Here is a 19,411-nt window from a genome sequence, read left to right as displayed (position 1 = left end):
AGGCCTGGCTATCGGGCTGATGACTGTTTGGCGGCGATACAGCCCAAGGCCATCTTTGGGCCGATAGAATCCTGCGAGCGCTGTAAAAATGCGTGGCGTAATTTCTGTACAGGTATTTTGTATGGGGATGAGCTAGGGCGCTCTAATTGTGAGCATGCGCTGCCCTAGGGGCTGTTGCCGTTTCATCGCGAGCCGCGTTGCTGTGAGAAATGGCTCCCGGTTATGGGGGACGAGTTCATTCTCGGATCTCCATGCGAGATGGCGGGGGAGGTTTGCCCAACGTGCGGCGAGGAGGTTATGCAAATGGCGAGCGATGGCGTTGACTGCCCCACTTGCGGGATATCCATGCCGGCTGGCTGAGCATGAGAGGGGCTGGCGGATTCATCGACATGAACGTCTGATTGGTCGATTTTGCCAGCGGGGTTTGAGCAGCGCCACAGCCGGCCATTTACAACAAAATAACGCCCGTCCGGGGTTGTAGGGTTCATGAGCCTAGCTCCAGGTGTGCGACCCTATTTTTCATCTTATACCTGTCGATATAGAGAGCAGCCGTTCAAGCTGTGGACACGTTTAGCCGCGTCCAACCCACCCTGTTTACAAATACCTGCTGACACGAAGGATCCTGTGCATGCTCCAATCCCTGCTCGACAAAATCTTCAGTCGTCCTCTGACTCAGGAAGGATTTGCCAAAAAATTTATCGAGTCAGCCCGCAAGGCTGGCTACAGCGAGGCCATGGACTTTCAGGCTAGCGAGTTTCGCATCCGTCATAACAATGGCTCGTACTTCAATCTTCATAACGCCTTTCGCGACTATCAAAATGGAGACAAGACCCAGAAGGCCGCAATTCTGAATGGGTACGTATCGACTCTGTTGGAGTCTGGCCAGAGAACCGGGACGGTCTTTGAAAACGTGAAAGCACAATTACGTCCGGTGATTCGAAATCTTGCCATGCTTGAGGAAGTTCGACTGGAGCACGCCAGAAATGGTGGCGACAAGCCGCACGATGTCGTTTATCAGTCCTTGGGCCGCGACTGTGTGATTATGCTTGCCGTCGACTCTCCCGAGTCCACCGCCACCCTTACGAGAGGCCCTGAAGCGCAGTGGGGTGTCACAATGGATGAGGCAGTGGCGATCTCCATTGAGAACTTGCGCGATGCTACGCACGAGGCCTTCGGTGAGATCATCCCTGGGCTCTACGCCGCGCAGTGGGCGGACGGATACGACAGCAGCAGAGTCTTGTTGCCAGATGTTCTACAGCGCGCACCCGTTAAAGGTCGACCGGTGTTCATGATCCCCAGCCGTGACGTCTTGATGGTCACGGGCGACAAGGACGAGCAAGGCATCCGTCAGATGGTCGAGCTTAGCTTCAAAGCGCTTGAGAGGGGCAGGGCAGTCTCCACCGACATTTATACCTATGACGGGCGCGATATCGTCCCATTTCACCCTGATGATGAAGGGGTCAATAACCGTCTGGCCACGCTGGAACATTTGCTGCTCCAGGGTAGCTACAGTAATCAGAAAGAGTTGCTCGATAAGGTCAATCTGGAAACGAGCGTCGATGTGTTTGTTGCCTCGTACCTTCTCTACGAGCTGTCTGACCAGAACGGCAAAACCGTATCGATGAGCGCTTGGACAAAAGGTGTGCCGACCCTATTGCCCAAGAGTGATCGCATCGTGTTGGTTGAACCCGTTGAGGGTGGGGAACCTACAGTCAAAACCGTTCTATGGAGCGAGTTTGAATCCGAGCTTGGCGATCTGCTGACTACAGAAGCTGGCTATCCACCTCGCTATCGGACACTAGGATTTCCTTCGGCAGAGCAGCTGAATCGCCTGACTGCCTTGTGATCGCGGCTCAACTAATCTGGCGCTGCGATGGAGGTATGAATGCCCGACACTTACAGCACGCATGATCATGCGAACCGCAATCAGACAGAAATCCTCGCCAGCAACCATTGCGCTTGCTTTGGTTGCTATGCGGTATTTCCTGCTTCTGATGTGACACGGTTTACTGAGACCACGGCATGGTGTCCAAAATGCGAGGCTTTCAGTACGGTCGTTGGCGATGCCTCCGAGCTGCCTTTGGATCGAGAGTTTCTGGAGGTAGTTCACGATCACTGGATCGGGCCTCAAGATTGGTTGGATGAGATAGCGGCGCAGACTCATGCGATCGCAACTGCTGTTTACAGGCAGACAAGCACAACGATGGATGAGGAACGAGTTCGTCCTTGGTGGAAGTTTTGGCGATGACACTCCCAATTATCCAGCGATTGCATGTGATCAGTAGGAGTGACCGCTTTTGGCCGATTTTTGCCTATGTCTAAGGGCAGCGGTCGGCCAGAAGCGGCCATTGCGACCATGCAGTACGATGCACTCCTACCGTTAGATCATTAGGGCTAATCCATGCAATTCCATGGTTTCGTGTTTGGGCATATCGAGGTCGAGATTCACGACCGTGCATACGATCTGCATAACTTCTATCAAGCCGGCGCCATCATTTACGAGATCGTGGATCGGTCGATTGTACTTAGCTTCACTCGACGGAGTGACTCATGGGTGCCGACTGAAGAAGCACGCAAGATTACTATCAGCTTCCATGAGGTTGACTACTTTTCAGCGAGTGGGCGGGATGAAAACCTGGCTGACAGTGACGGTAATGTTCTTCATTCGATTGGAGTGGTGGAGTCCGGTGCGGAGACACAAACCTTTTACCTCACAGATAACATCCAACCAGATCATCACCTTGTAATACGCTTCGAGTCTGGCCTGACATTACGAGTACAGGCCGCTAAAGCGCGGTGCGAAATCGTTTTCTGAGCGGCACATAACTATGGCCCTCGACGTCTGCTATGGGTCGAGCGGAGCCTGCTTGTCGATATCTGGTGCGAGGAAATGGGCAGGGCTTGATAAGCCCGCTATCGACCCACAGCTGCCGTCTAGATCAGTTGTGATCTTTGTTGGAGCGGGCTTACCCGCAAGGAGGCTGCTTGAGCAACGCACATACTCTTTGAGCGATGTCATCTGCGCCATCGGGAATGACCACTGAAATGCCTAAATAGTGTTCAAGGTGCAGGGTAAGCGTGTGTTCATCCACTAACAGATCCCAGTAGCGCTGGTCCGAGCCATCGAGCCTCTCTTTCCAGCAACCGCCCAGCCCTTGCTCAAGAACCCGGGCCACATACTCGAAAAGTTTCCAGTCAGCTTCTTCTGATACTTCAATTCTCACCATGCGTCACCTCACGACCAGCAGTCCCTCGATTCTGGTGGCTCCTGCGAATGGCCGCAATGGGTCGTTTTCTGCCTGTTGCGACCGACTCAAAACGGCCAGAAGCAGTCACTATTGGCCCTGTTAAAGTACCTCTCTGAACACAACTCACGGACGGCTTCATGGAACGACTCCATCCTCGTGGCATCGATGCAGACGGTTATATCCTCACCGTGCCCAACGTCGAGATACAGCCACAGTTTCAAGATTTACTGGTGGACGTTTGCATGACGCTCACTCGCTCGGAACCTCTGCTGGACGGGATTTATATTTATGGCAGCGTCGCTAGAGGCGACGCCGTGCTGGGGGTTTCTGACCTTGACCTAACCCTTGTTCTGCAGAGCACTCCCACGTCGCAGGATCTCGAAATGTTCGAGTCGAAAAGGCGCACGCTGGAAAATCGGCATACCGAAGTCATCAAGATCGATTTCGACATCGGTAGTCGTTCTGAAGTATTGGCGGCAGGCAACCGATTGAGCTGGGGGTATTGGCTCAAGCATCACTGCCGTTGCTTATGGGGGAATGATCTGAGCAAGCGCTTCGACCGGCTCAAGCCGTCGCGTGATATCGCCATTGCCGTGAATGGTGACTTTGAATCCGAATTGACCCGGTATGCCGATCTTATCGATCAGGCGACCACACCGACGCAATCGCTACGCTTGCAACGGGAAGCCTCGCGCAAACTCATCCGGTCAACTCAAGTACTTCGCTCTGAAAAGGACCTGATGTGGCCGCAAACACTCGAAGAACATGTCGAGCTGTTTGTTCAGCATTACCCGTGTATGAGCATGCAGATCTCTTTTTTCTTGTCCCAGGCAAGGAGCCCGTATGCTAAGCTAAAGGAGTTTACGGCTCAGCTCCATTTTTTTTTGACCTGGATGGCTACAGAAACCGGTTAGGTCCATTTTTACCTACAAAAAATCAGCAATTACAAGTGGTTTCTCTGTGGCAAATATTGACTCGTAAATTGCTTCGTAGGGTGCCTCACGAGCCAACCAAGCGCCGGCGCTGTAGGCTCGAGCCTTACAGAAAAACGATAGGTGCCTCTCATCTCCGCGCTCGAAAAGTCTGAAATACTGCACCTCCATTTCAGAACAAAGGTTGTCGAAAAGCACTGGATCTAGCTTTGACAGCGTGACCATAATTTCGGCTGGATCTAGCCCGGCGTCACTCGCCGCCCATAGGACAATACGAGTAGCCACGTCCAATTTTTTGCTTGGAATGATCGCGTCCAATGCATGTTGAATATTTGGGTAGCTGGATGCCAAACGTGAAGGCATGTCTTTTTCCTGACCCGCTTTAGAGGGAATGTGAAAGACCTGAGGTTGTTTGTCTAATGCTCTTTAGATTCATCGGCACTGTTCACACAACCTGGACCCCATAGCTGCCGGTGACAGCCGCCAGAAAACGGTCAGAGGAAGTGGCCGATAGATGCCACGAACCTTCTAGCCTGTGTCCTCGCAGGAGTGTGAGCTTGCCTTCGTCCATAAGTATGTCAGTAGTTTGGTACAGTCACCATGCATCATATAATCGGCTTATATGCATCGAAAAAAACAGAGCATTTGGGTCCGCTAGACCCAGAAGACCGAATTACTTTCAGGTCTGACTGCTTTCATACGTTTGGATATTTTTCCCTTATAGCACCTGCTTTTGAACGATATGCACAAAGAGATGCAGGGATAGGCATTGAATCAATGAATGTAACGTTCCGCTTGAGAAATGACGATCTAGCTGACGTACTGGCAATTTTGAACGATCTCGAAACACAGCTCTGTCAGCAACCAAAGAGTTGGCAGGAGTATCTCGGTGAAATCCAACATCCAGGGCAAGAAAAGCGGCCAATCAAACCGCTGTTATTCAGACGTCGAGCCGTTCGGATTGTCGAAAGATTGCGAGCGTTAATGCTTAAAGCCCAAGCCCACGATAAATGCTTGGTATATGGAAATGGTATTTTCTACCGAACACTGTGCGGTATAAAAATGCCACCCGGTACCGTGTACTCCTAGAGCCGAGCCTACGGTTCAAGCGTTCTCTTCACTTGTCGAGGACGGGATAAACCCTATCCGTTAATCAAACGAAAGGGTCCAGCCAAGTGGCAACCGCTGGCCGGTTTTCGACCGTACGAAAGCCTGAAAACAGCCAGGAGCAACCGTCTAGGATATTTCATATAGCCCACCACCAGGCTTGCCTGTCACCACCAGAAAGTCCTGACGCGCCAGTGCCCATAACCCCACAGGGCGAAGCCGGCGGGGAGGAGGGCGACGGTGGCGAGGTCCATGGCGGCTCCGGGGCGGGGTGTCGATCATGCAAGGACGCGGCGCTGAGCTTGACCGATCAGGGGGCTTAACCAAGCGCCTGTTGCTTGGCAATCTCTTGGTTGCGCAGAATGAACCGTTGCAACTTGCCACTTGGGGTCTTGGGCAGATGGTCGACAAACTCCATTTCCCGCGGATAAGCATGTGCGGCTAGACGCTGGCGTACATGCAGGCGCAGCTCCTCCGCCAACTCAGGGCTTGGCAGGTAGGGTGTGTTCAGCACGACAAACGCCTTTATCAACTCGGTGCGTTGCGGATCGGGTTTGCCGATCACGGCCGCCTCGACCACCGCTGGGTGTTCGATCAGCGCGCTTTCCACATCGAACGGTCCGACGCGGTAGCCGGACGTGGTAATCAGGTCATCATTGCGGCCGACGAAGCTGATACTGCCGTCGTCATTGAGCTCCACAATATCGCCGCTCAGGTAATAGCGCCCTGCAAAGGCCTGGGTGGGCATGCCGAGGTAGCCGTCGAACCAGCACAACGGCGAGCGCTCGCGATCAACGGCCAGTACGCCCGGCTGGCCGGCTGGCAATTCCCGGTGTGCCTTATCCAACACGACGATGCGGTATCCGGGCACCGCATAACCCGCTGAGCCTTCGCGGACCGGGTGACGCAAACCGTGGTGATTGCACAGCACCATGCCGATTTCCGTTTGCCCATAGTGGTCGTGAATCACCACGCCAAGCTGTTCGGCAAACCACCGCACGACTTGCGGGTTGAGCGGTTCTCCGGCGCTGCTGACGGCCCGCAGGCGCCCACGAACGGCGTCGGCGAACTCGGCCCCCGCGGCGATCAGGAAGCGGTAGGCGGTGGGCGAACCGGCCAGGTTGTTGATTGCGTACTTGGCAATGATGTGACGGGTACTTTCCACCGTGAAGGGGCCGTCGTAGAACAGCGTTGCATACCCACAAGCCAGCGGGCCGGTCACCGCGTAATACAAACCATAGGCCCAACCTGGGTCAGCCAGGTTCCAGAAGCGGTCGTCCGCACGCAAGTCAATCGCATCACGCATATAGCCCTTGAAGGCCAGAATCGCGCTTAACGGCACCTCCAGCGGTTTGGCCGGCCCCGTGGTGCCAGAGGTACACATCAACAGGAACGGCGCACTGGCGTCCAGCCGCACCGGCGCGCAATCGTCAGCCTGGCGGTTCAGTGCGCTCCAGAAGTGGTGATCAGCAGGGTTCTGTGGGGCGCCACCGGTCACAACGATGCAGGGGCAGTCAGTCACGTCGTCCAGCTTCGGACGGTTGTGCGGGTCGGTCACGATCCAGCGGGCGTTCGAGCAGTTCAAGCGTTGTTCGATGGCCTTGGGGCCGAAGGCCGTAAACAGCGGTTGGTAGACCGCGCCGATGCGCCAGGTGCCCAAAATGGCAATCAACAATTCAACCGTGCGTGGCATCAGGCCGGCGACGCGATCGCCCGGCTTGACGCCTTGTTCACGCAAGAAATTGCCGAAGCGCGCCGCCTGGCGTTGCAGGTCGCGAAACCTGTAGCGCTCGGCATGGCCATCCTGCGCTTCGCAATACAACGCCACGGCCTCGCCGTGGGCATGCCGGTCGCAGCATTCGACGCAGGCGTTCAAAGCAGTAAGTTCGCCATGCAAATCCTGGGTGGCGCTCTGCAGATAATCGAAGGATTCAACAACGTGTTCATAATCGCGCATATCGACACCTGATTATTATTGTGGGGATCGGTCTTGCGAAAACCCCAGCAGCCTCTACATGCAGGCATGGCAACGGCTGGCTGTCGCCACCGGCTGGGGTGTGTTCATGGGGCTAGCCGTCCATCATGTCGGCTGCTTGCTGGGTGGCCTGGCTGGTTCGCGTGGCCAACTTGCGGACTTCATCGGCGACCACTGCGAAGCCGCGTCCGGCTTCGCCTGCGCGCGCCGCCTCAATGGCTGCGTTCAGCGCCAGGAGGTTGGTCTGGCTGGCGATGCCCTGGATGGTGGCAACAATCTGCGTCAGCTTGCTCAAGGTTTCCTGCATCATGCGGTGTTGCTGTTCCTGAGCCTCGCGTAGCGCACGCTCTTCATGGCTGGCATGGATATCCGTAATGGCGCCCACGACTCTTTGCGGGGAGCCATCGTCCGCGCGCCGGGTTTGGCCGCGGCCGCGAAACCAGCGGTAAGTGCCGTTGTTGTGCTTGAGTCGATAATCCACGTCAAACGGTGTTTTGCCGCTGCGGTCGTCGACATGGGCGACGAACGCAGCGATAGCCCGTTCGCTGTCGTCGGGGTGCAGGCGCGAGGTCCAGCTTTCCAATGTATTGGGAAACTCCTCGACCGTGGTGTACCCCAGCAGTCGACGCATTTGCGATGACCACCAGATGGTATTTTTCGGGTTCGCCGGGTCGCCGGCCACGACCTCGATATCCCAGAGCCCGTCATGCAGCATTTCCCGGGAGATGTCGAAGCGTGTCGCCGCCAGTTCCAGCACCTCGTCTTGCAGGTGTTGTTGGTGAATGTCCCGCAGGCTGCCACCCATCGCCACAGGCAGGCCTTGCGCATCGCGGCGTGAATCACCGCTGATCCTGCACCAGCGATAGTCGTCGCCCGATGGGGGCTGTATCCGCACGTCCAACACAAACGGCGTACGCCCGCTGCGATCGGCCAGGTGCCTGGCGAGGGTATCCAAATGGCGTTGACGGTCGGCCGGATGGAGCTGTTCGTTCCAATGGCCAAGCTGATCAATGCCCGGAGCCAGGATCGACGCAGACCCCGTCCACCTCATTGCGCATGCCAGTGACGGTGCAGCGGTTCCATTCACCTCCAGTTCCCAGAACAGTTCACCTGCGCCGTGGCTGACCAGGGCCCAGCGAGCCTCCCATTGCCGCAAAAGCGCGTCACGGCAGGCCACGCGCTCGTCCAGTTGGGTGACTTCCTGTGTCAGCGCGCGTGCCTGTTCTTTCAGGGCGCTGCGCTCTTGCAGCAATTGCTCGACGCCGGTCAGGATGCGTCGCAACAAAGGGTTGTTCGACGACAACGGCGTGCATGCCTGGTCAGGCTGGTCCAGTCTGTCGGCAAGCGGCGCCAAGACCCAGCGGGTGGTACGGCTAAAAAAGAGCATGGTGTACCTCTACCGGGTCAAGTCGGTTGAACCGCCATGGGGGGCGTGGGGCGTGCCGATAAGGCCTCGGTGTCAAAGGCCGTCGCCGCCGGCAGGGCCTGCCAGGCCAGTGGGCCGGCGGCTATTTCCTGGGCACTCAGCAAACAATGGTCGAGTTCGCGCTGCAAGACGCGGGTGTCGAGGCCCTGGCCGATGAAGACCAGCTCCTGTCGGCAGTCGCCGACAACGCTGTCCCACTTGGCCATGATGCCCTGCAACCGATATTCGTCCCGCGGCCATTGCGATGGCTCGATGAAGTTCCACCAGCGCCCGACATAATCCCACTGGAACTGCTTGCCGCTTTGCGCCAGCAGGCCGACTTCCAGGTGGCGGCTGGCAAGCCAGAAGTAACCTTTGCTGCGCAACAAGCGACCGTTGCGCCAGGGCTTCTGTAGAAACTCGAGCAAGCGCTGGGGGTGAAAAGGCGCACGCTCCCGGTAGACCCAGGATGTCACGCCATAGGTATCCGACTCCGAGGCCGGCGTATCGGTAACCTCCATTTTACGCATCCAGCCCGGCGAGGCTGCGAGGCTGGGTAAATCAAACAGATGGGTGTCGAGGAGGCTGGACAGCGCGACGTTCCCGTGAGCCATCGGCATGATCCGCGCGCTCGGGTTGAGGCCAGCGAGGATCGCGTGCACTGCCTGGTAGCCGGGCTCGTCGATCAGGTCCCGCTTGTTGACCAGAATGACGTTGGCGTACTCCACCTGTTCGATCAGAAGATCCGCCAGGTGACGCGTGGACGTGTGCGCCTCGGTGTCGGCGCGGGCAACGGTATCCGTCGATTCCAGCAGCGCCTGAAATTGGCTGCCATCGACCACCGTCACCAGTGTATCAAGGCGTGCCAGCTCGCTGAGGCTGAAGCCTTCGGTGTCGAGGAAGGCGAAGGTCTCCGCGACCGGCATCGGTTCGGAGATCCCCGTGGATTCGATAAGCAGGTAATCGAAGCGCTGCTGACGTGCCAGGTCACTGATCTGTTCCAGCAGGTCGGCGCGCAGGGTGCAGCAAATGCAGCCATTGCTCATCTCGATCAACTCATCGCGGCCACGGTGCAGCGAGACGTCGCGCTGCACCGATTCGGCATCGAGGTTGACTTCGCTCATGTCGTTGACGATGACCGCGACCCGCAGTCCTTGGCGATTGCGCAGGATAGCGTTGAGCAGGGTGGTTTTGCCGGCGCCGAGGAAGCCGGAAAGGACCGTCACCGGCAGTCGGCCCGCCTGGGCGCCTTCAATCATGCGTTCACCGCTTGGGCACCGGGGACCTTATCCAAGTAGCTTTCGAAAAGATCGACCACGACGTAACCGTCATCTGCCGCGTCACCCCATAGATCTTTCACGCGAAACTCGACGTGGTAGGTAGGCTGATGGGCTGCGCTCAAGTCGCCGTGGCCAATGGCGTCGGGGAAGGGCCACTGCTCTGAGGTGCGGTGCAGGACCACGCCTTCCTTACCGCGCACGTAGGCCGGCATGCGGATATGCCCCGCCACATATTCGTCTCGAACCACAACCCGATCGCCCACTTCGAAGGGCGGCCTGCCGGTGATCGCCGGGCGACCTGTCGCATGGGCGGGGTTCGCCAGCTTGAAGTGGGAACCCAATGCCTGATCGAGCTCCGCCTGGGTGATAACGCCCGTTTCCACCAGCAGCGTGGCGGTCGCGATGATGTAGCGTTCGTAGTACTGGGTGCCGACATGCTGGCGAACGTCCAGGCGTTCGACGGCATGACGCACTTCGTCCACGCTGAACTTTTTCAATTGGTCAACGCCGACAAACATCAAGCTATAGGCCAGGTGTTCCCAGTCCTGCTTGAAAACCTGTTTGTAGCTGAGGCTGTTGATGGTGTGCGGCACTTTGCCAAAGCCTTGGAAACCGCCGAGATCGTGAAAGCCATCCATAATGAAAACTCCGCAAGTTGAACGATGATGAGTTGTTTTTTCTCAGCCAACGCGTGGCAGGGCGACGCCAATCAGCACGTCTTTGGTCACCAGCTGTTGAAGCTGTTCTTCACTCATGTGCTCGGAGCCTTCAGGCCTTTGCGGCAACACCAGGTAACGGCTTTCGGCGCTGGTATCCCAGACTTTGATGACCGTGTCGCTCGGCAACTCCGTCCCCAGCTCGTGCAGTACGGTGCGCCCCTCCCGGACCAGGCGCGCACGAAACTCAAAGCCCTTGTACCACTCGGGCGGCAGGCCGAGGACCGGCCAGTTGGTGCAGGAGCACAGGCTGCAGACAATGACGTTCTTCACCCCCGGTGTATCTTCCAGGGCGACGATGTATTCGCCTTGTGGGCCGGTGTAGCCGAACTGCGCGCAAGCGGCTGTTCCGTCCTTGAGCAGCAGCGCCCGGAACTGCGGATCGACCCATGCCTTGGCGACCACGCGAGCGCCGTTCTCCGGGCTCCAGTCGTGGGCCATCAATTGAGTGAGCTGCTCGACATAGCCCTCTGGGATGAGTTCCTTGCTCTTGAGCACTTGAAACAAGGCCCATGCTCTCTCACCGGGTGTCGAAGGTGTCGCGGTCGTGGAAATCGATGTACTCATGGGGTAACTCCTATCAGTCAACGCGGTTGAAAAGTCATTGCAACTTGCCGGTCTTTCTTATCGTTCTTCAGGGGGTGGCAGCGCCTGTAAAAGGCTCAGAGCGTGCGCCAGTCCACCGAGGCTTCAAACGCCGCCGCCGCTTGGTAAATCGTGCCCTCGGCGTAGTGTTTTGCGACCAGCATCAGCCCAACGGGCAGGCCGTCCAGCAGGCCACACGGAATCGACATGGCCGGATGCCCGGTGATGTCCTGTGGCGCGGTATTGCCGATCATTTCCAACGCGCGAGCCACGTACTCCGTGATCGAGCAGTTCGCTGGCGGGTGGGGTTGGGCCGTGATGGGCGTGGTCGGCATCACCAGCAGGTCATAGGTTTGCAGCGCTTTGTCGTATCCCTGCCGGGCAAAGCGTGCAAGGTTCTGGGCCTTGGCGTAGTAGCGTCCGTTGTAGCGCGACAGGCCGTATTGGCCGACGAACATGCAGAGCTTGAGCGACGCGGATAATTGGTCTGCGTGCTCGCGCCAGCTGGCTTGTTTGTCCAGCAGGCCGACATCGTAAAGTCCTTTCCAGTTAAAGCCTGCGCCGTTGCCATGCATCATCTGCATGGTCAAGCCTTCGCAACCGATGGGGTGCCACAACAACCCTGCCAGGTTGTGCTCGGGAATGGAGACCGGCTCGACATGAGCGCCCAACGCCTCGAGTCGGGCGATGGCGTCGCGCACTTTGTCCGCCACGCGAGGGTCCTGGTTGGCAAGCGCGAATCCCTCTTGCAACACCCCGATTCTGAGTCCGCTCACGCCTTTTTCCAGGTAACTGCAATAGTCATCGACCTGAGGCGCCGCCTGGCGCGGGTCGAGTCCGTCTGCACCGGCCATTGCCTGCAGCATCAGCGCGTTGTCGCGCACGTTACCGGTGATGGGGCCGACATGATCGATCGTGGCTTCAATCGCCATGACGCCGGTGTAGGGCACCAGGCCGTGGGTGGGCTTCATGCCGTAGGTACCGCAGAAGGCCGACGGGATCCGAATGGAGCCGCCTTGATCGCCGCCCACGGCGATGTCCACCTCACCGGCCGCAACCAATGCCGCGCTGCCTGATGAGGAACCGCCAGAGGCATAACCGTGGCGATGTGGGTTGTGCACCGGGGCTGGATCGGAGGTGTGGCTGCCTCCTGAAAGGCAGTAGTGCTCGCAGGTGGCTTTGCCGAGAATGGTCGCCCCCGCATCGAGCAAGCGGGTGACCACCGTGGCATCGAACCCCGGGACGAAGCCTTCCAACGGCGCTGCGCCGTTCATCATGGGGACGCCTGCCAGGGAGATATTATCTTTGAGCGCGACGGTTTTGCCCGCCAGCAGGCCTTCGCGGGCACCATTCACTTCTGTTCGGTAGTACCAGGCGTTCAGAGGGTTTTCCTTGGCCGATGGGCGATAGCCTGAACTGCGGTCGTAGCGTATTGGCGGAACGAAATCAGCCAGTTCGTCGACCAGGTCGTAAGCGTCGAAACTCGGTTGCATCAGTTCCAGGTAGGACGCTGCCTGTTCGTGCGTCAGTTGCATGTGCAACTGGGTCGCGATGTCTAAAACCTGGTCGAGGGTAGGGCGAGTAATGGCCATGATTTTCCTGTCTTTTGATCGATGATCGACACACCGGCTCGGGATTGTTCGACAACCGTTTCGAGCCCGTGGGACCCACTGAGTCCGGGTCGCAATGGAGATAAAATTAGGCCGCTATGGCCGTATTTGCATGGTTGAGCAGGACACTCATTTGGTTGAAAAAGACATCTGCACTCAGAAGATAAAGATCAGATCGCTGCGCGTGCCGATAATAAAAAAAGCGAGGCATTGGCCCCTGCGCGCAACGGTTCGAAACCTCCCGGCAACATTCCCAGCACCAGCACACTTCGATTCGGTTTCATGATCAAATCCCTGCCAAAAAGTGGCCCCCACCCCATGCGCTAGAGATGAGGGACCAAAAAATAATGGGGTGAACCCGGCGTCAGGCTGGAGGGAGGAGCGACGCCCTCCAGGACAGATGGGTCAGCGTTGAGTGTCAGGTGGGCGCGACAACGGCATCCCGCAACATGCCGGTGTGCGGATGACAGTTGATGTACTCGAATACCTGGCTTTTGGCGTCCGAGACCGATACCTCGTGGTACAGCCGCAACTTTTTCAACCCCGCGGCCACCCGAAAGAACGTCACGAAAATACGCAGGTGGGTAGGGTGCGATTCCGCCCAGCGTTCGAGTTTCTCGAGCGAACGCCAGTGACCGATGTTGTAGCTCACGTCGAGGAAGTTGCCGTCCAGGTCGATATTGCGCACGAACCGGTTGCTGTAGCAGCCCAGGGGCTGGCCGTTGTCGCGCAGGAAGTCCATGCCGTCCTGCAAGGTCGGCAGGATCTCGTCGAGGTACAGGGAGCGCTCCTCAGCTTCGGCATCCGCCCAGTCCTGGCCTGAACGAATCAAGGCGATGTTGTCATGCCCCATGATCACCACCCGACCACCTTTGGCAGGGTCACCGGCGACCACTTGCAGCTCGTTCGTGGGCTTCATCCAGTCTGTCTGGGATATCGGGAAACGGTCGCGCATCGATCCCCAGTAACCGTGCTCCTCGATTTCGCCACTGGTGCTGTCCATGACTGCGCCGACACCGGGCAGGTTGTCCTGGAAGGCGTAGAGGGTCTCAAACTGCTCGGCCCGCGGCGCGCTGATCTCACGAAAATAACCAAGGCCTTCACCGAGGCGGTCCTGCGAGGTCCACCAATCGTTGACCTCGGCCGAACGCAACCAGCGGCAGTGGGCGGCCGGGTCTTTCCAGTAACCCACGACCATCAAATTATCGAAGCCGCTGCTGTCGGTGTGGTGGGTCAGGTCGTGGGTCTGCGGGCCATCCGGCAGGCTGAAGCTGCTCACAATATGCCGCATGGCCTGCAGCGCGGCCTCGCGTTGTGCCTCGCCGCGATACTGCACGCCGAGATAACCCATCACCACTTGCTGCAGTTGTTCGTCAGCGCGTGCGACCCACATTGGGAAGGGTGGCTGATACTCTTCGGGCACGCGACGAGACAGGGTGCGTGGGCATTTGAGATGCGTGTCGATCGCAGATTCCATCTTGGGCTCCTCGTTATTTTCATTCAGGCATGCGGGTAGGATTCAACGCCCCGGTGGCAGGGTGGGTCTCCCGCTGTCGGTGCAGCAGCTTCATGGCCCCCCATTCGATCAACCAGTACACCGACTCTTCAGGCACGAGGTCGCGCGTGTGCAAAGGCCAGGAAGCGTCCGGCAAGGGGTGTGAACGTTGTCGATGCATGGGGTGCCTCATCAGTGCGGGGATGAGCTGCTGTGAGGTGAAAACTAGGCGGAACGGCGATGGGTCGCTTTGTTCGTCAGGACAACCGTTTGGTTGGAAAAGACAACGCTGGCACTGCCGGGCCATGATCGGGGTTGGTGCACCCGGGCCGAAAATGTGAGGCCCTGTGCCTCTGAATGGGGATGGCGGGCGCTTCAATCTCCACCCCGGGCTGGCGCCACCTCGATGCAAACCTCGTCGTAAAGCCCTTGGGATGTCCCTGCGTGTGCTTGGCCTGTTAATTGCTAACGGTGACAAACAGTTACACATCATCGAGCTCTTTTGCATTGCCGTACCGAGGTCAGTGCCATGAACCCAAGCACTCAGTATTCGACCCTTGCCGTTGCCGCACCCCGTCGCTTTGAATATTGGAAGGAAGTGGTTTGCCGCCATTGTCTGACGGCCGATAGCAAACCCTTGTCCCAGAGCAGTTTCGATGGTGCGCTCGCCGTCAATACCTTAGGCGATCTGGACATCTGTTCATTGTCATCGCCCCTGCATTATTGGGAGCGTTCCGAGCGCCACCTGCGCAGCGGTCCGGCCGAAGAACTGTGGTTGGGTTTCTCTCGAAATGGCCATGGTCAAATTGAACAGGGCGGCCGGAAAGCCAATCTGGCGTCGGGCAATTTGTTTCTTTATGACGCAACTCAGGCGTTTCGATTCAGCTTCGGTGGTACCGAAAACCACCTGGTCCGTATTCCTCGGAACTTGCTCGTCGAACGTCTGCCGCGCATCGCGGACTACACCGCAATGGTCCTCGACGATCGGCGCCCTGGCGTAATCCCATTGCGGGAAATGTTACGTCAGGCCGCAAGTACGCCGGCATCGTTGCAGGACGAGGCCATCTCGAACCGTTATTCCAGTGCTTTGCTCGACCTTCTCGTCATCAGCCTGGAAGTGCAGGACTTGAAGACCACCCATGAAGAACTGGATCTCTACGGTCGCATCATGAAGTACATTCAACGGCACCTGACCGAGCCGGACCTGTCGATTGAAGTCATCGCGCAGGCCCACAACGTGTCCACCAGAACCGTTACACGCGCCTTCGCACGCTATCAGAAGACTCCCGTGGCCGAGATTTGGAAGGAGCGCCTCAACGCCAGCCGCGAAGCGATTGAACGCGGCCAGGTGCGCAGTGTTTCCCAGGCGGCACTGGATTTCGGGTTTTCTGATTTTTCCCATTTCAGCCATGCGTTCCGCAAGGCATTCGGCGTTGCGCCCAATACGCTGCTGCATCGAAATTGAGAGGGGGCGAGCGATCGAGCCAGGACCGCGCTTCAATCAGTCAGAGGCTGGCCTTTATCCGCGAGGCCGGCTCGTACCGACATGTGCGCGCGCAATACGTCAGTCGAACTTGACCAGGTCCTTGAAGATCAGCGGCCCCCAGCTGTTTCCGCGCGCCTGGACCAGCAGGCCACCTTCCGAAAGCCCGCCCAGTCGCAGCGGCGAGAAACCGAGATTGTTCGCAAGCGCAGCAACCTCTTCCGCGGCGCTGTCATCGTCGCTCGCCAGGAACACGACTCGCCTGCCGCCCTGGACCGCTGGATCCTGGTCAAGGACGGCAGCGACCAGATGGTTGAAACCCTTAACCAGTCTGGCCCCCGTGAAGGCCTGCGCGATGAGCTCGGAAGAGGGCTGTCCTCCCAGTGTTTCTGGGGGCACGCCGTAAGCATTGGTCACGTCGATGATGATCTTTCCCGTCCAGGTCGGCAGCGCCTGTGCAACATCCCCGTGCGACTCGTACCGGACCGCCAAAAAGAGGATGTCCGCCTTGACGGCCTCCGCCAGCGTTGTGGCCGTGATCTGGGGGCCGATCGCGGCAGCCAGGGATGCAAAGCTTTCCGGAGCGCGAGTGGTCGCAACGGATACGTCGATGCCGCTTCGGGCAAAGGCCTTGGCAAGCGCTTGGCCGAGCTTGCCGAAGCCGATAATTGCGTAGCTCATAGCGTTTCTCCTCAGGTTTACCACGCCCAGCCGCTGCGAATATCGAATCGAGTGAGCGGCCGGGCGTAGCGAGTCAGATTTGGGCCAGGCCGCCGTCGACGGCGACCTCGCTGGCGGTCATGAAGCTGCTGTCGTGCGATGCGAGAAAGGCAGCCACCGCGCCGATCTCCACTGGATCGGCCATGCGCTGGAGCGGATTCATCGAGGCGAAGACCTTCATGCCTTCCTCACCTAGCGCTGCCTTCGCGAGTTCGGTGGCCGTTGGCCCAGGCGACAGCACGTTGACTCGGATGCCGGTGTCCTTCAGGTCTTGCGCCCAGCTGCGCGCGAGGTTGCGTACGGCCGCCTTGCTCGCGCTGTAGGCGCTGAATGCCGGGGCGCCGGTGGTGCCGGCGCTCGATCCGGTGAGGATGATCGAACCGCCCTGGCCCATCAGCGGCAGCGCCTTCTGCACCGTGAAGATCAAGCCCTTCACGTTGGTGTCGAAGACTTCGTCAATGTGCTCGGCGGTGATTGTACCGAGCGCAAGCGGGCTTCCCGCCCCGGCATTGGCGAAGACGATGTCGAGGGTTCCACGCTCGGCCTTCACCGCTGCGTAGAGCCGGTCGAGGTCGGCCTGATCAGAGACCGAGCCTTTCACCGCACGGGCGTTGGGGCCTAGCTCGGCCACGGCGGCGTCGAGCGCTTGTTGCCGGCGGCCGAAGATGAAGACGAACGCGCCTTCCTCGATGAAGCGTTTTGCCGCGGCGAGGCCGATGCCGGTAGCGCCGCCGTTGATCACGGCGGTCTTTCCATTCAATCTGGTCATGACGTGCATCCTTCGTTGGAGTTGTACCCAAGCAGGAAATCGCTTGCTTGAGACGAGGATGCGGTGCTAATAACCTAAGGACAAGTATGCACCTTTTGGTAAGTATCAAAAAATGACTAGAAACTCTGAAATCTGCGGTACCGGTTGCGGGCTCAACGCCACGCTGCGCATCATCTCGGGCAAGTGGAAACCGCTGGTCTTGTTTTTCCTACGCGACGGCCCGAAGCGCTACGGCGAGCTCAAGCGTTTGATCCCAGGCGTCAGCGACAAGGTGCTGATCCAGCAATTGAAGGATCTGGAAGCCGACCACGTGCTGGCGCGGACCGATTACAAAGAAGTGCCGCCGCGCGTGGACTACACGCTGACGCCGCTGGGTCGCAGCCTGGCTGAGGCGATCGTGCCGCTGTGTACCTGGGGCACTGAGAACGCGGCGGAAATGGCAGGCATCTTCGCCAAGCGCGACGCTTTGCCCGAGGTTAAAGACTGAGCGCCTATCACGCCCTTTCACGTGACTGACGGCGGGCGCTTCAGTCCGTCGAGCGTGCTCAATACCCGCCGGACTCGATCTGCCACAGACATATCCCCCTCCAGCATCAATACCGTACAGGGCAGGGCAGACAGCCACTGCTGATGCCTGGCCAAGCTACGTCCAGGGGCGTCTCCCTCGTCATACTGAGCCGCCCACGCCAGAAACTCGGGCCTTGCTTGCCCAAAACGTTTGGCTTCTCGATGTTCCAGCCGCGCCAACCTGAGTTCGGCAGGAAGATAAAGAAACACCACAAGGTCAAACTCACTTTCAAGCGGCTGGCCCCAGCCCATGATGGATCCGGCCACCACGGTGCGGCCATGCGCGTGCATTGCTTGTCGCAAGCGCGCGCCTCGCTGCGTTTTGTCTGCCAGGTGCAGATAGGGCGGGTCACTGGGTAGCCACAAATAGTCATCGGCTTCCAGGTGCGTTGCGCTCAACGCCTTGCCTAACGCATCGGCTAAGGTCGTGGTGCCGGTACCTGCCGCGCCGGTGACCAAGATGTGACGTGCTGTCTCTTTTGTCATTTCGCGTTCCGCCACCCGAGGACGAGTTTGCTCGCTGCGATAAGTGAACCGTGCGCCTCTGATGAGCGGGAGGCGTCGAGGGCGGCTTTAATATCTCGCCCGCTGGCTGACCACCTCACCGGTCGCGGCATCTTCCAACCAGACTTTGATTCGATTCAGCCCAATGTACTCCGAGCGGGCGATGATCTTCTGGCCGGGTTTACCCTCAAAATCCAGTTCTGCAAACATGAAGTACCGAGGCAAGCGGTATTCCAGCTGGATCTTGTATTTGCCGGGTATAAGGATGGCGCGCTGGGGCGAGTCGTTCCTGTAGTAGTACGTGGAGAAGGGGATGTTCCCGACCTTTTTATCGTTGACCCTGATGATGTTCAGGTCGGCTTGGTCATCCAGCAGGTGCCGTTGAGGCCGCCCCGCATAAGTGTCGGTTTCGACGACGGTATAGCGCGACTCATCGCTCGCGTCGCTGGCGGTGACATTCGAGTAGGCGGGCATTTCGGCACAGCCGTGCAGGCACAGCAACAGCATCAAAAACGGGAGGGCAATCTTGCGCATTTACACAGCCTGCATTTATCTGATGGAGAAAAGTCGGTGTTCAACGGATGACGACGCGACTCCCTTGTACGGGAATGTGGCGCGCATCCAAGCGGGGATTTATGGCTGAGCGGTCCAGACGGCCAGTTCATAGCCGTCGAGATCCGTGAAGTGGAACCTGCTGCCGCCTGGGAACGAGAAGGTCGCACGGGTGATGACGGCGCCCACGGCTTCAAGCCGTCGCTGGGTGTCATCGAGGTCATCGGCGTACAAAATGATCAAGGGGCCGCCCGGGCGAACGGGCTCGCCGGTGGTGAAACCGCCCGTCAAGCGGCCATCGCTGAATTCGGTGTACGTCGGGCCGTAGTCGACGAAGGTCCAGCCGAACGCTTCGCCGTAGAACGCTTTGCTGCGGGCAATGTTGGCCACATTGAATTCGATATTGTCGATCTGTCGATCGTGACCGCGAACGCTCATGGTTGCCTCCCTGGCGGATGTTTAA

Annotated in this window: 20 protein-coding genes and 2 pseudogenes; 6 read left to right on the top strand and 16 right to left on the bottom strand. The window is 58.4% G+C overall.

Annotated features, from left to right (window positions below; genetic code table 11):
- The first annotated feature begins 628 nt into the window (after positions 1-628).
- The 3 genes from QU606_RS20755 (at position 629) to QU606_RS20745 (ending at position 2,815) form a co-directional block, all read left to right on the top strand.
- The gene (locus QU606_RS20755) at positions 629-1,846 is read left to right on the top strand and encodes a DUF1444 family protein (protein ID WP_069076260.1); all 1,218 of its coding nucleotides are present in this window, start codon (positions 629-631) and stop codon (positions 1,844-1,846) included.
- Between the two features lie 39 nt (positions 1,847-1,885).
- Positions 1,886-2,248 (top strand): hypothetical protein, encoded by a 363-nt coding sequence (locus tag QU606_RS20750; protein WP_155766407.1) that lies wholly within the window; start codon positions 1,886-1,888, stop codon positions 2,246-2,248.
- Positions 2,249-2,401: 153 nt separating this feature from the next.
- Positions 2,402-2,815 (top strand): hypothetical protein, encoded by a 414-nt coding sequence (locus tag QU606_RS20745; protein WP_277379606.1) that lies wholly within the window; start codon positions 2,402-2,404, stop codon positions 2,813-2,815.
- Positions 2,816-2,966: 151 nt separating this feature from the next.
- Here QU606_RS20745 and QU606_RS20740 read toward each other — a convergent pair whose 3' ends face one another.
- On the bottom strand, positions 2,967-3,227 hold the full coding sequence (locus QU606_RS20740) for a DUF3630 family protein (RefSeq protein ID WP_102623480.1): 261 nt from the start codon (positions 3,225-3,227) through the stop codon (positions 2,967-2,969).
- A 158-nt stretch (positions 3,228-3,385) separates the two neighbouring features.
- Here QU606_RS20740 and QU606_RS20735 point away from each other — a divergent pair, with 158 nt between their 5' ends.
- Positions 3,386-4,162 carry a nucleotidyltransferase domain-containing protein gene (locus QU606_RS20735; RefSeq protein WP_304997453.1) on the top strand — a complete coding sequence of 259 codons (777 nt, stop codon included), beginning with the start codon at positions 3,386-3,388 and terminating at the stop codon, positions 4,160-4,162.
- Positions 4,163-4,174: 12 nt separating this feature from the next.
- On the opposite strand, the gene QU606_RS20730 is transcribed toward QU606_RS20735, so the two are convergent.
- The 10 genes and pseudogenes from QU606_RS20730 to QU606_RS20690 form a co-directional block, all read right to left on the bottom strand.
- On the bottom strand, positions 4,175-4,543 hold the full coding sequence (locus QU606_RS20730) for a hypothetical protein (protein ID WP_024075768.1): 369 nt from the start codon (positions 4,541-4,543) through the stop codon (positions 4,175-4,177).
- Positions 4,544-5,606: 1,063 nt separating this feature from the next.
- Positions 5,607-7,244 (bottom strand): AMP-binding protein, encoded by a 1,638-nt coding sequence (locus QU606_RS20725; protein WP_304997451.1) that lies wholly within the window; start codon positions 7,242-7,244, stop codon positions 5,607-5,609.
- 136 nt (positions 7,245-7,380) lie between these two features.
- Positions 7,381-7,620 (bottom strand): annotated as a pseudogene (locus QU606_RS33070) (methyl-accepting chemotaxis protein); the annotation flags it as partial.
- A 30-nt stretch (positions 7,621-7,650) separates the two neighbouring features.
- Positions 7,651-8,313: pseudogene (locus tag QU606_RS33065) on the bottom strand (PAS domain-containing protein); the annotation flags it as partial.
- Positions 8,314-8,666: 353 nt separating this feature from the next.
- Positions 8,667-9,926: a GTP-binding protein gene (locus tag QU606_RS20715; protein WP_304997450.1), complete on the bottom strand. Its 1,260-nt coding sequence runs from the start codon at positions 9,924-9,926 to the stop codon at positions 8,667-8,669.
- Positions 9,923-10,585 (bottom strand): nitrile hydratase subunit beta, encoded by a 663-nt coding sequence (gene nthB, locus QU606_RS20710; protein WP_304997449.1) that lies wholly within the window; start codon positions 10,583-10,585, stop codon positions 9,923-9,925. The genes QU606_RS20715 and nthB overlap by 4 nt, the downstream gene beginning before the upstream one ends.
- Before the next feature lie 42 nt (positions 10,586-10,627).
- Complete coding sequence (gene nthA, locus QU606_RS20705; RefSeq protein ID WP_304997448.1) at positions 10,628-11,230, bottom strand: nitrile hydratase subunit alpha; 603 nt, start codon at positions 11,228-11,230, stop codon at positions 10,628-10,630.
- Between the two features lie 95 nt (positions 11,231-11,325).
- Positions 11,326-12,840 (bottom strand): amidase, encoded by a 1,515-nt coding sequence (locus tag QU606_RS20700; RefSeq protein WP_069076269.1) that lies wholly within the window; start codon positions 12,838-12,840, stop codon positions 11,326-11,328.
- Positions 12,841-13,276: 436 nt separating this feature from the next.
- Positions 13,277-14,335 (bottom strand): phenylacetaldoxime dehydratase family protein, encoded by a 1,059-nt coding sequence (locus tag QU606_RS20695; protein WP_024075760.1) that lies wholly within the window; start codon positions 14,333-14,335, stop codon positions 13,277-13,279.
- 19 nt (positions 14,336-14,354) lie between these two features.
- On the bottom strand, positions 14,355-14,534 hold the full coding sequence (locus QU606_RS20690; RefSeq protein ID WP_081329218.1) for a hypothetical protein: 180 nt from the start codon (positions 14,532-14,534) through the stop codon (positions 14,355-14,357).
- A gap of 348 nt (positions 14,535-14,882) precedes the next feature.
- Here QU606_RS20690 and QU606_RS20685 point away from each other — a divergent pair, with 348 nt between their 5' ends.
- On the top strand, positions 14,883-15,818 hold the full coding sequence (locus QU606_RS20685) for a helix-turn-helix domain-containing protein (RefSeq protein WP_150055454.1): 936 nt from the start codon (positions 14,883-14,885) through the stop codon (positions 15,816-15,818).
- A gap of 99 nt (positions 15,819-15,917) precedes the next feature.
- Here QU606_RS20685 and QU606_RS20680 read toward each other — a convergent pair whose 3' ends face one another.
- Together QU606_RS20680 and QU606_RS20675 are read right to left on the bottom strand one after the other, a co-directional pair.
- Complete coding sequence (locus tag QU606_RS20680; RefSeq protein WP_277379613.1) at positions 15,918-16,517, bottom strand: NADPH-dependent F420 reductase; 600 nt, start codon at positions 16,515-16,517, stop codon at positions 15,918-15,920.
- Positions 16,518-16,590: 73 nt separating this feature from the next.
- Entirely contained in the window at positions 16,591-17,325 is a 735-nt protein-coding gene (locus QU606_RS20675; RefSeq protein ID WP_304997447.1) for an SDR family NAD(P)-dependent oxidoreductase, read from the bottom strand.
- A gap of 112 nt (positions 17,326-17,437) precedes the next feature.
- Here QU606_RS20675 and QU606_RS20670 point away from each other — a divergent pair, with 112 nt between their 5' ends.
- The gene (locus QU606_RS20670) at positions 17,438-17,812 is read left to right on the top strand and encodes a helix-turn-helix domain-containing protein (protein ID WP_024075756.1); all 375 of its coding nucleotides are present in this window, start codon (positions 17,438-17,440) and stop codon (positions 17,810-17,812) included.
- A gap of 17 nt (positions 17,813-17,829) precedes the next feature.
- On the opposite strand, the gene QU606_RS20665 is transcribed toward QU606_RS20670, so the two are convergent.
- The 3 genes from QU606_RS20665 to QU606_RS20655 form a co-directional block, all read right to left on the bottom strand.
- The gene (locus tag QU606_RS20665) at positions 17,830-18,378 is read right to left on the bottom strand and encodes an AAA family ATPase (RefSeq protein WP_304997446.1); all 549 of its coding nucleotides are present in this window, start codon (positions 18,376-18,378) and stop codon (positions 17,830-17,832) included.
- Between the two features lie 87 nt (positions 18,379-18,465).
- Entirely contained in the window at positions 18,466-18,930 is a 465-nt protein-coding gene (locus QU606_RS20660; protein ID WP_024075754.1) for a hypothetical protein, read from the bottom strand.
- A 99-nt stretch (positions 18,931-19,029) separates the two neighbouring features.
- On the bottom strand, positions 19,030-19,386 hold the full coding sequence (locus tag QU606_RS20655; RefSeq protein ID WP_024075753.1) for a VOC family protein: 357 nt from the start codon (positions 19,384-19,386) through the stop codon (positions 19,030-19,032).
- Positions 19,387-19,411 lie beyond the last annotated feature (25 nt).

The sequence above is a fragment of the Pseudomonas sp. OVF7 genome (assembly GCF_030644265.1).
Lineage (GTDB): Bacteria > Pseudomonadota > Gammaproteobacteria > Pseudomonadales > Pseudomonadaceae > Aquipseudomonas > Aquipseudomonas gorinensis.
Note: the sequence above shows the minus strand (reverse complement) of the source record. Positions and strands in the feature narration are given on the sequence as shown.

Excerpts from the sequence above, each read along its gene's own strand:
- QU606_RS20680 (WP_277379613.1), bottom strand. The coding sequence starts at position 16,517 with ATGAGCTACGCAATTATCGGCTTCGGCAAGCTCGGCCAAGCGCTTGCC.
- nthA (WP_304997448.1), bottom strand. The coding sequence starts at position 11,230 with ATGAGTACATCGATTTCCACGACCGCGACACCTTCGACACCCGGTGAG.
- QU606_RS20750 (WP_155766407.1), top strand. The coding sequence starts at position 1,886 with ATGCCCGACACTTACAGCACGCATGATCATGCGAACCGCAATCAGACA.
- QU606_RS20690 (WP_081329218.1), bottom strand. The coding sequence starts at position 14,534 with ATGCATCGACAACGTTCACACCCCTTGCCGGACGCTTCCTGGCCTTTG.
- QU606_RS20685 (WP_150055454.1), top strand. The coding sequence starts at position 14,883 with ATGAACCCAAGCACTCAGTATTCGACCCTTGCCGTTGCCGCACCCCGT.
- QU606_RS20655 (WP_024075753.1), bottom strand. The coding sequence starts at position 19,386 with ATGAGCGTTCGCGGTCACGATCGACAGATCGACAATATCGAATTCAAT.
- QU606_RS20700 (WP_069076269.1), bottom strand. The coding sequence starts at position 12,840 with ATGGCCATTACTCGCCCTACCCTCGACCAGGTTTTAGACATCGCGACC.
- nthB (WP_304997449.1), bottom strand. The coding sequence starts at position 10,585 with ATGGATGGCTTTCACGATCTCGGCGGTTTCCAAGGCTTTGGCAAAGTG.
- QU606_RS20660 (WP_024075754.1), bottom strand. The coding sequence starts at position 18,930 with ATGCGCAAGATTGCCCTCCCGTTTTTGATGCTGTTGCTGTGCCTGCAC.
- QU606_RS20675 (WP_304997447.1), bottom strand. The coding sequence starts at position 17,325 with ATGACCAGATTGAATGGAAAGACCGCCGTGATCAACGGCGGCGCTACC.
- QU606_RS20745 (WP_277379606.1), top strand. The coding sequence starts at position 2,402 with ATGCAATTCCATGGTTTCGTGTTTGGGCATATCGAGGTCGAGATTCAC.
- QU606_RS20665 (WP_304997446.1), bottom strand. The coding sequence starts at position 18,378 with ATGACAAAAGAGACAGCACGTCACATCTTGGTCACCGGCGCGGCAGGT.
- QU606_RS20755 (WP_069076260.1), top strand. The coding sequence starts at position 629 with ATGCTCCAATCCCTGCTCGACAAAATCTTCAGTCGTCCTCTGACTCAG.
- QU606_RS20715 (WP_304997450.1), bottom strand. The coding sequence starts at position 9,926 with ATGATTGAAGGCGCCCAGGCGGGCCGACTGCCGGTGACGGTCCTTTCC.
- QU606_RS20740 (WP_102623480.1), bottom strand. The coding sequence starts at position 3,227 with ATGGTGAGAATTGAAGTATCAGAAGAAGCTGACTGGAAACTTTTCGAG.
- QU606_RS20695 (WP_024075760.1), bottom strand. The coding sequence starts at position 14,335 with ATGGAATCTGCGATCGACACGCATCTCAAATGCCCACGCACCCTGTCT.
- QU606_RS20735 (WP_304997453.1), top strand. The coding sequence starts at position 3,386 with ATGGAACGACTCCATCCTCGTGGCATCGATGCAGACGGTTATATCCTC.
- QU606_RS20730 (WP_024075768.1), bottom strand. The coding sequence starts at position 4,543 with ATGCCTTCACGTTTGGCATCCAGCTACCCAAATATTCAACATGCATTG.
- QU606_RS20670 (WP_024075756.1), top strand. The coding sequence starts at position 17,438 with ATGACTAGAAACTCTGAAATCTGCGGTACCGGTTGCGGGCTCAACGCC.
- QU606_RS20725 (WP_304997451.1), bottom strand. The coding sequence starts at position 7,244 with ATGCGCGATTATGAACACGTTGTTGAATCCTTCGATTATCTGCAGAGC.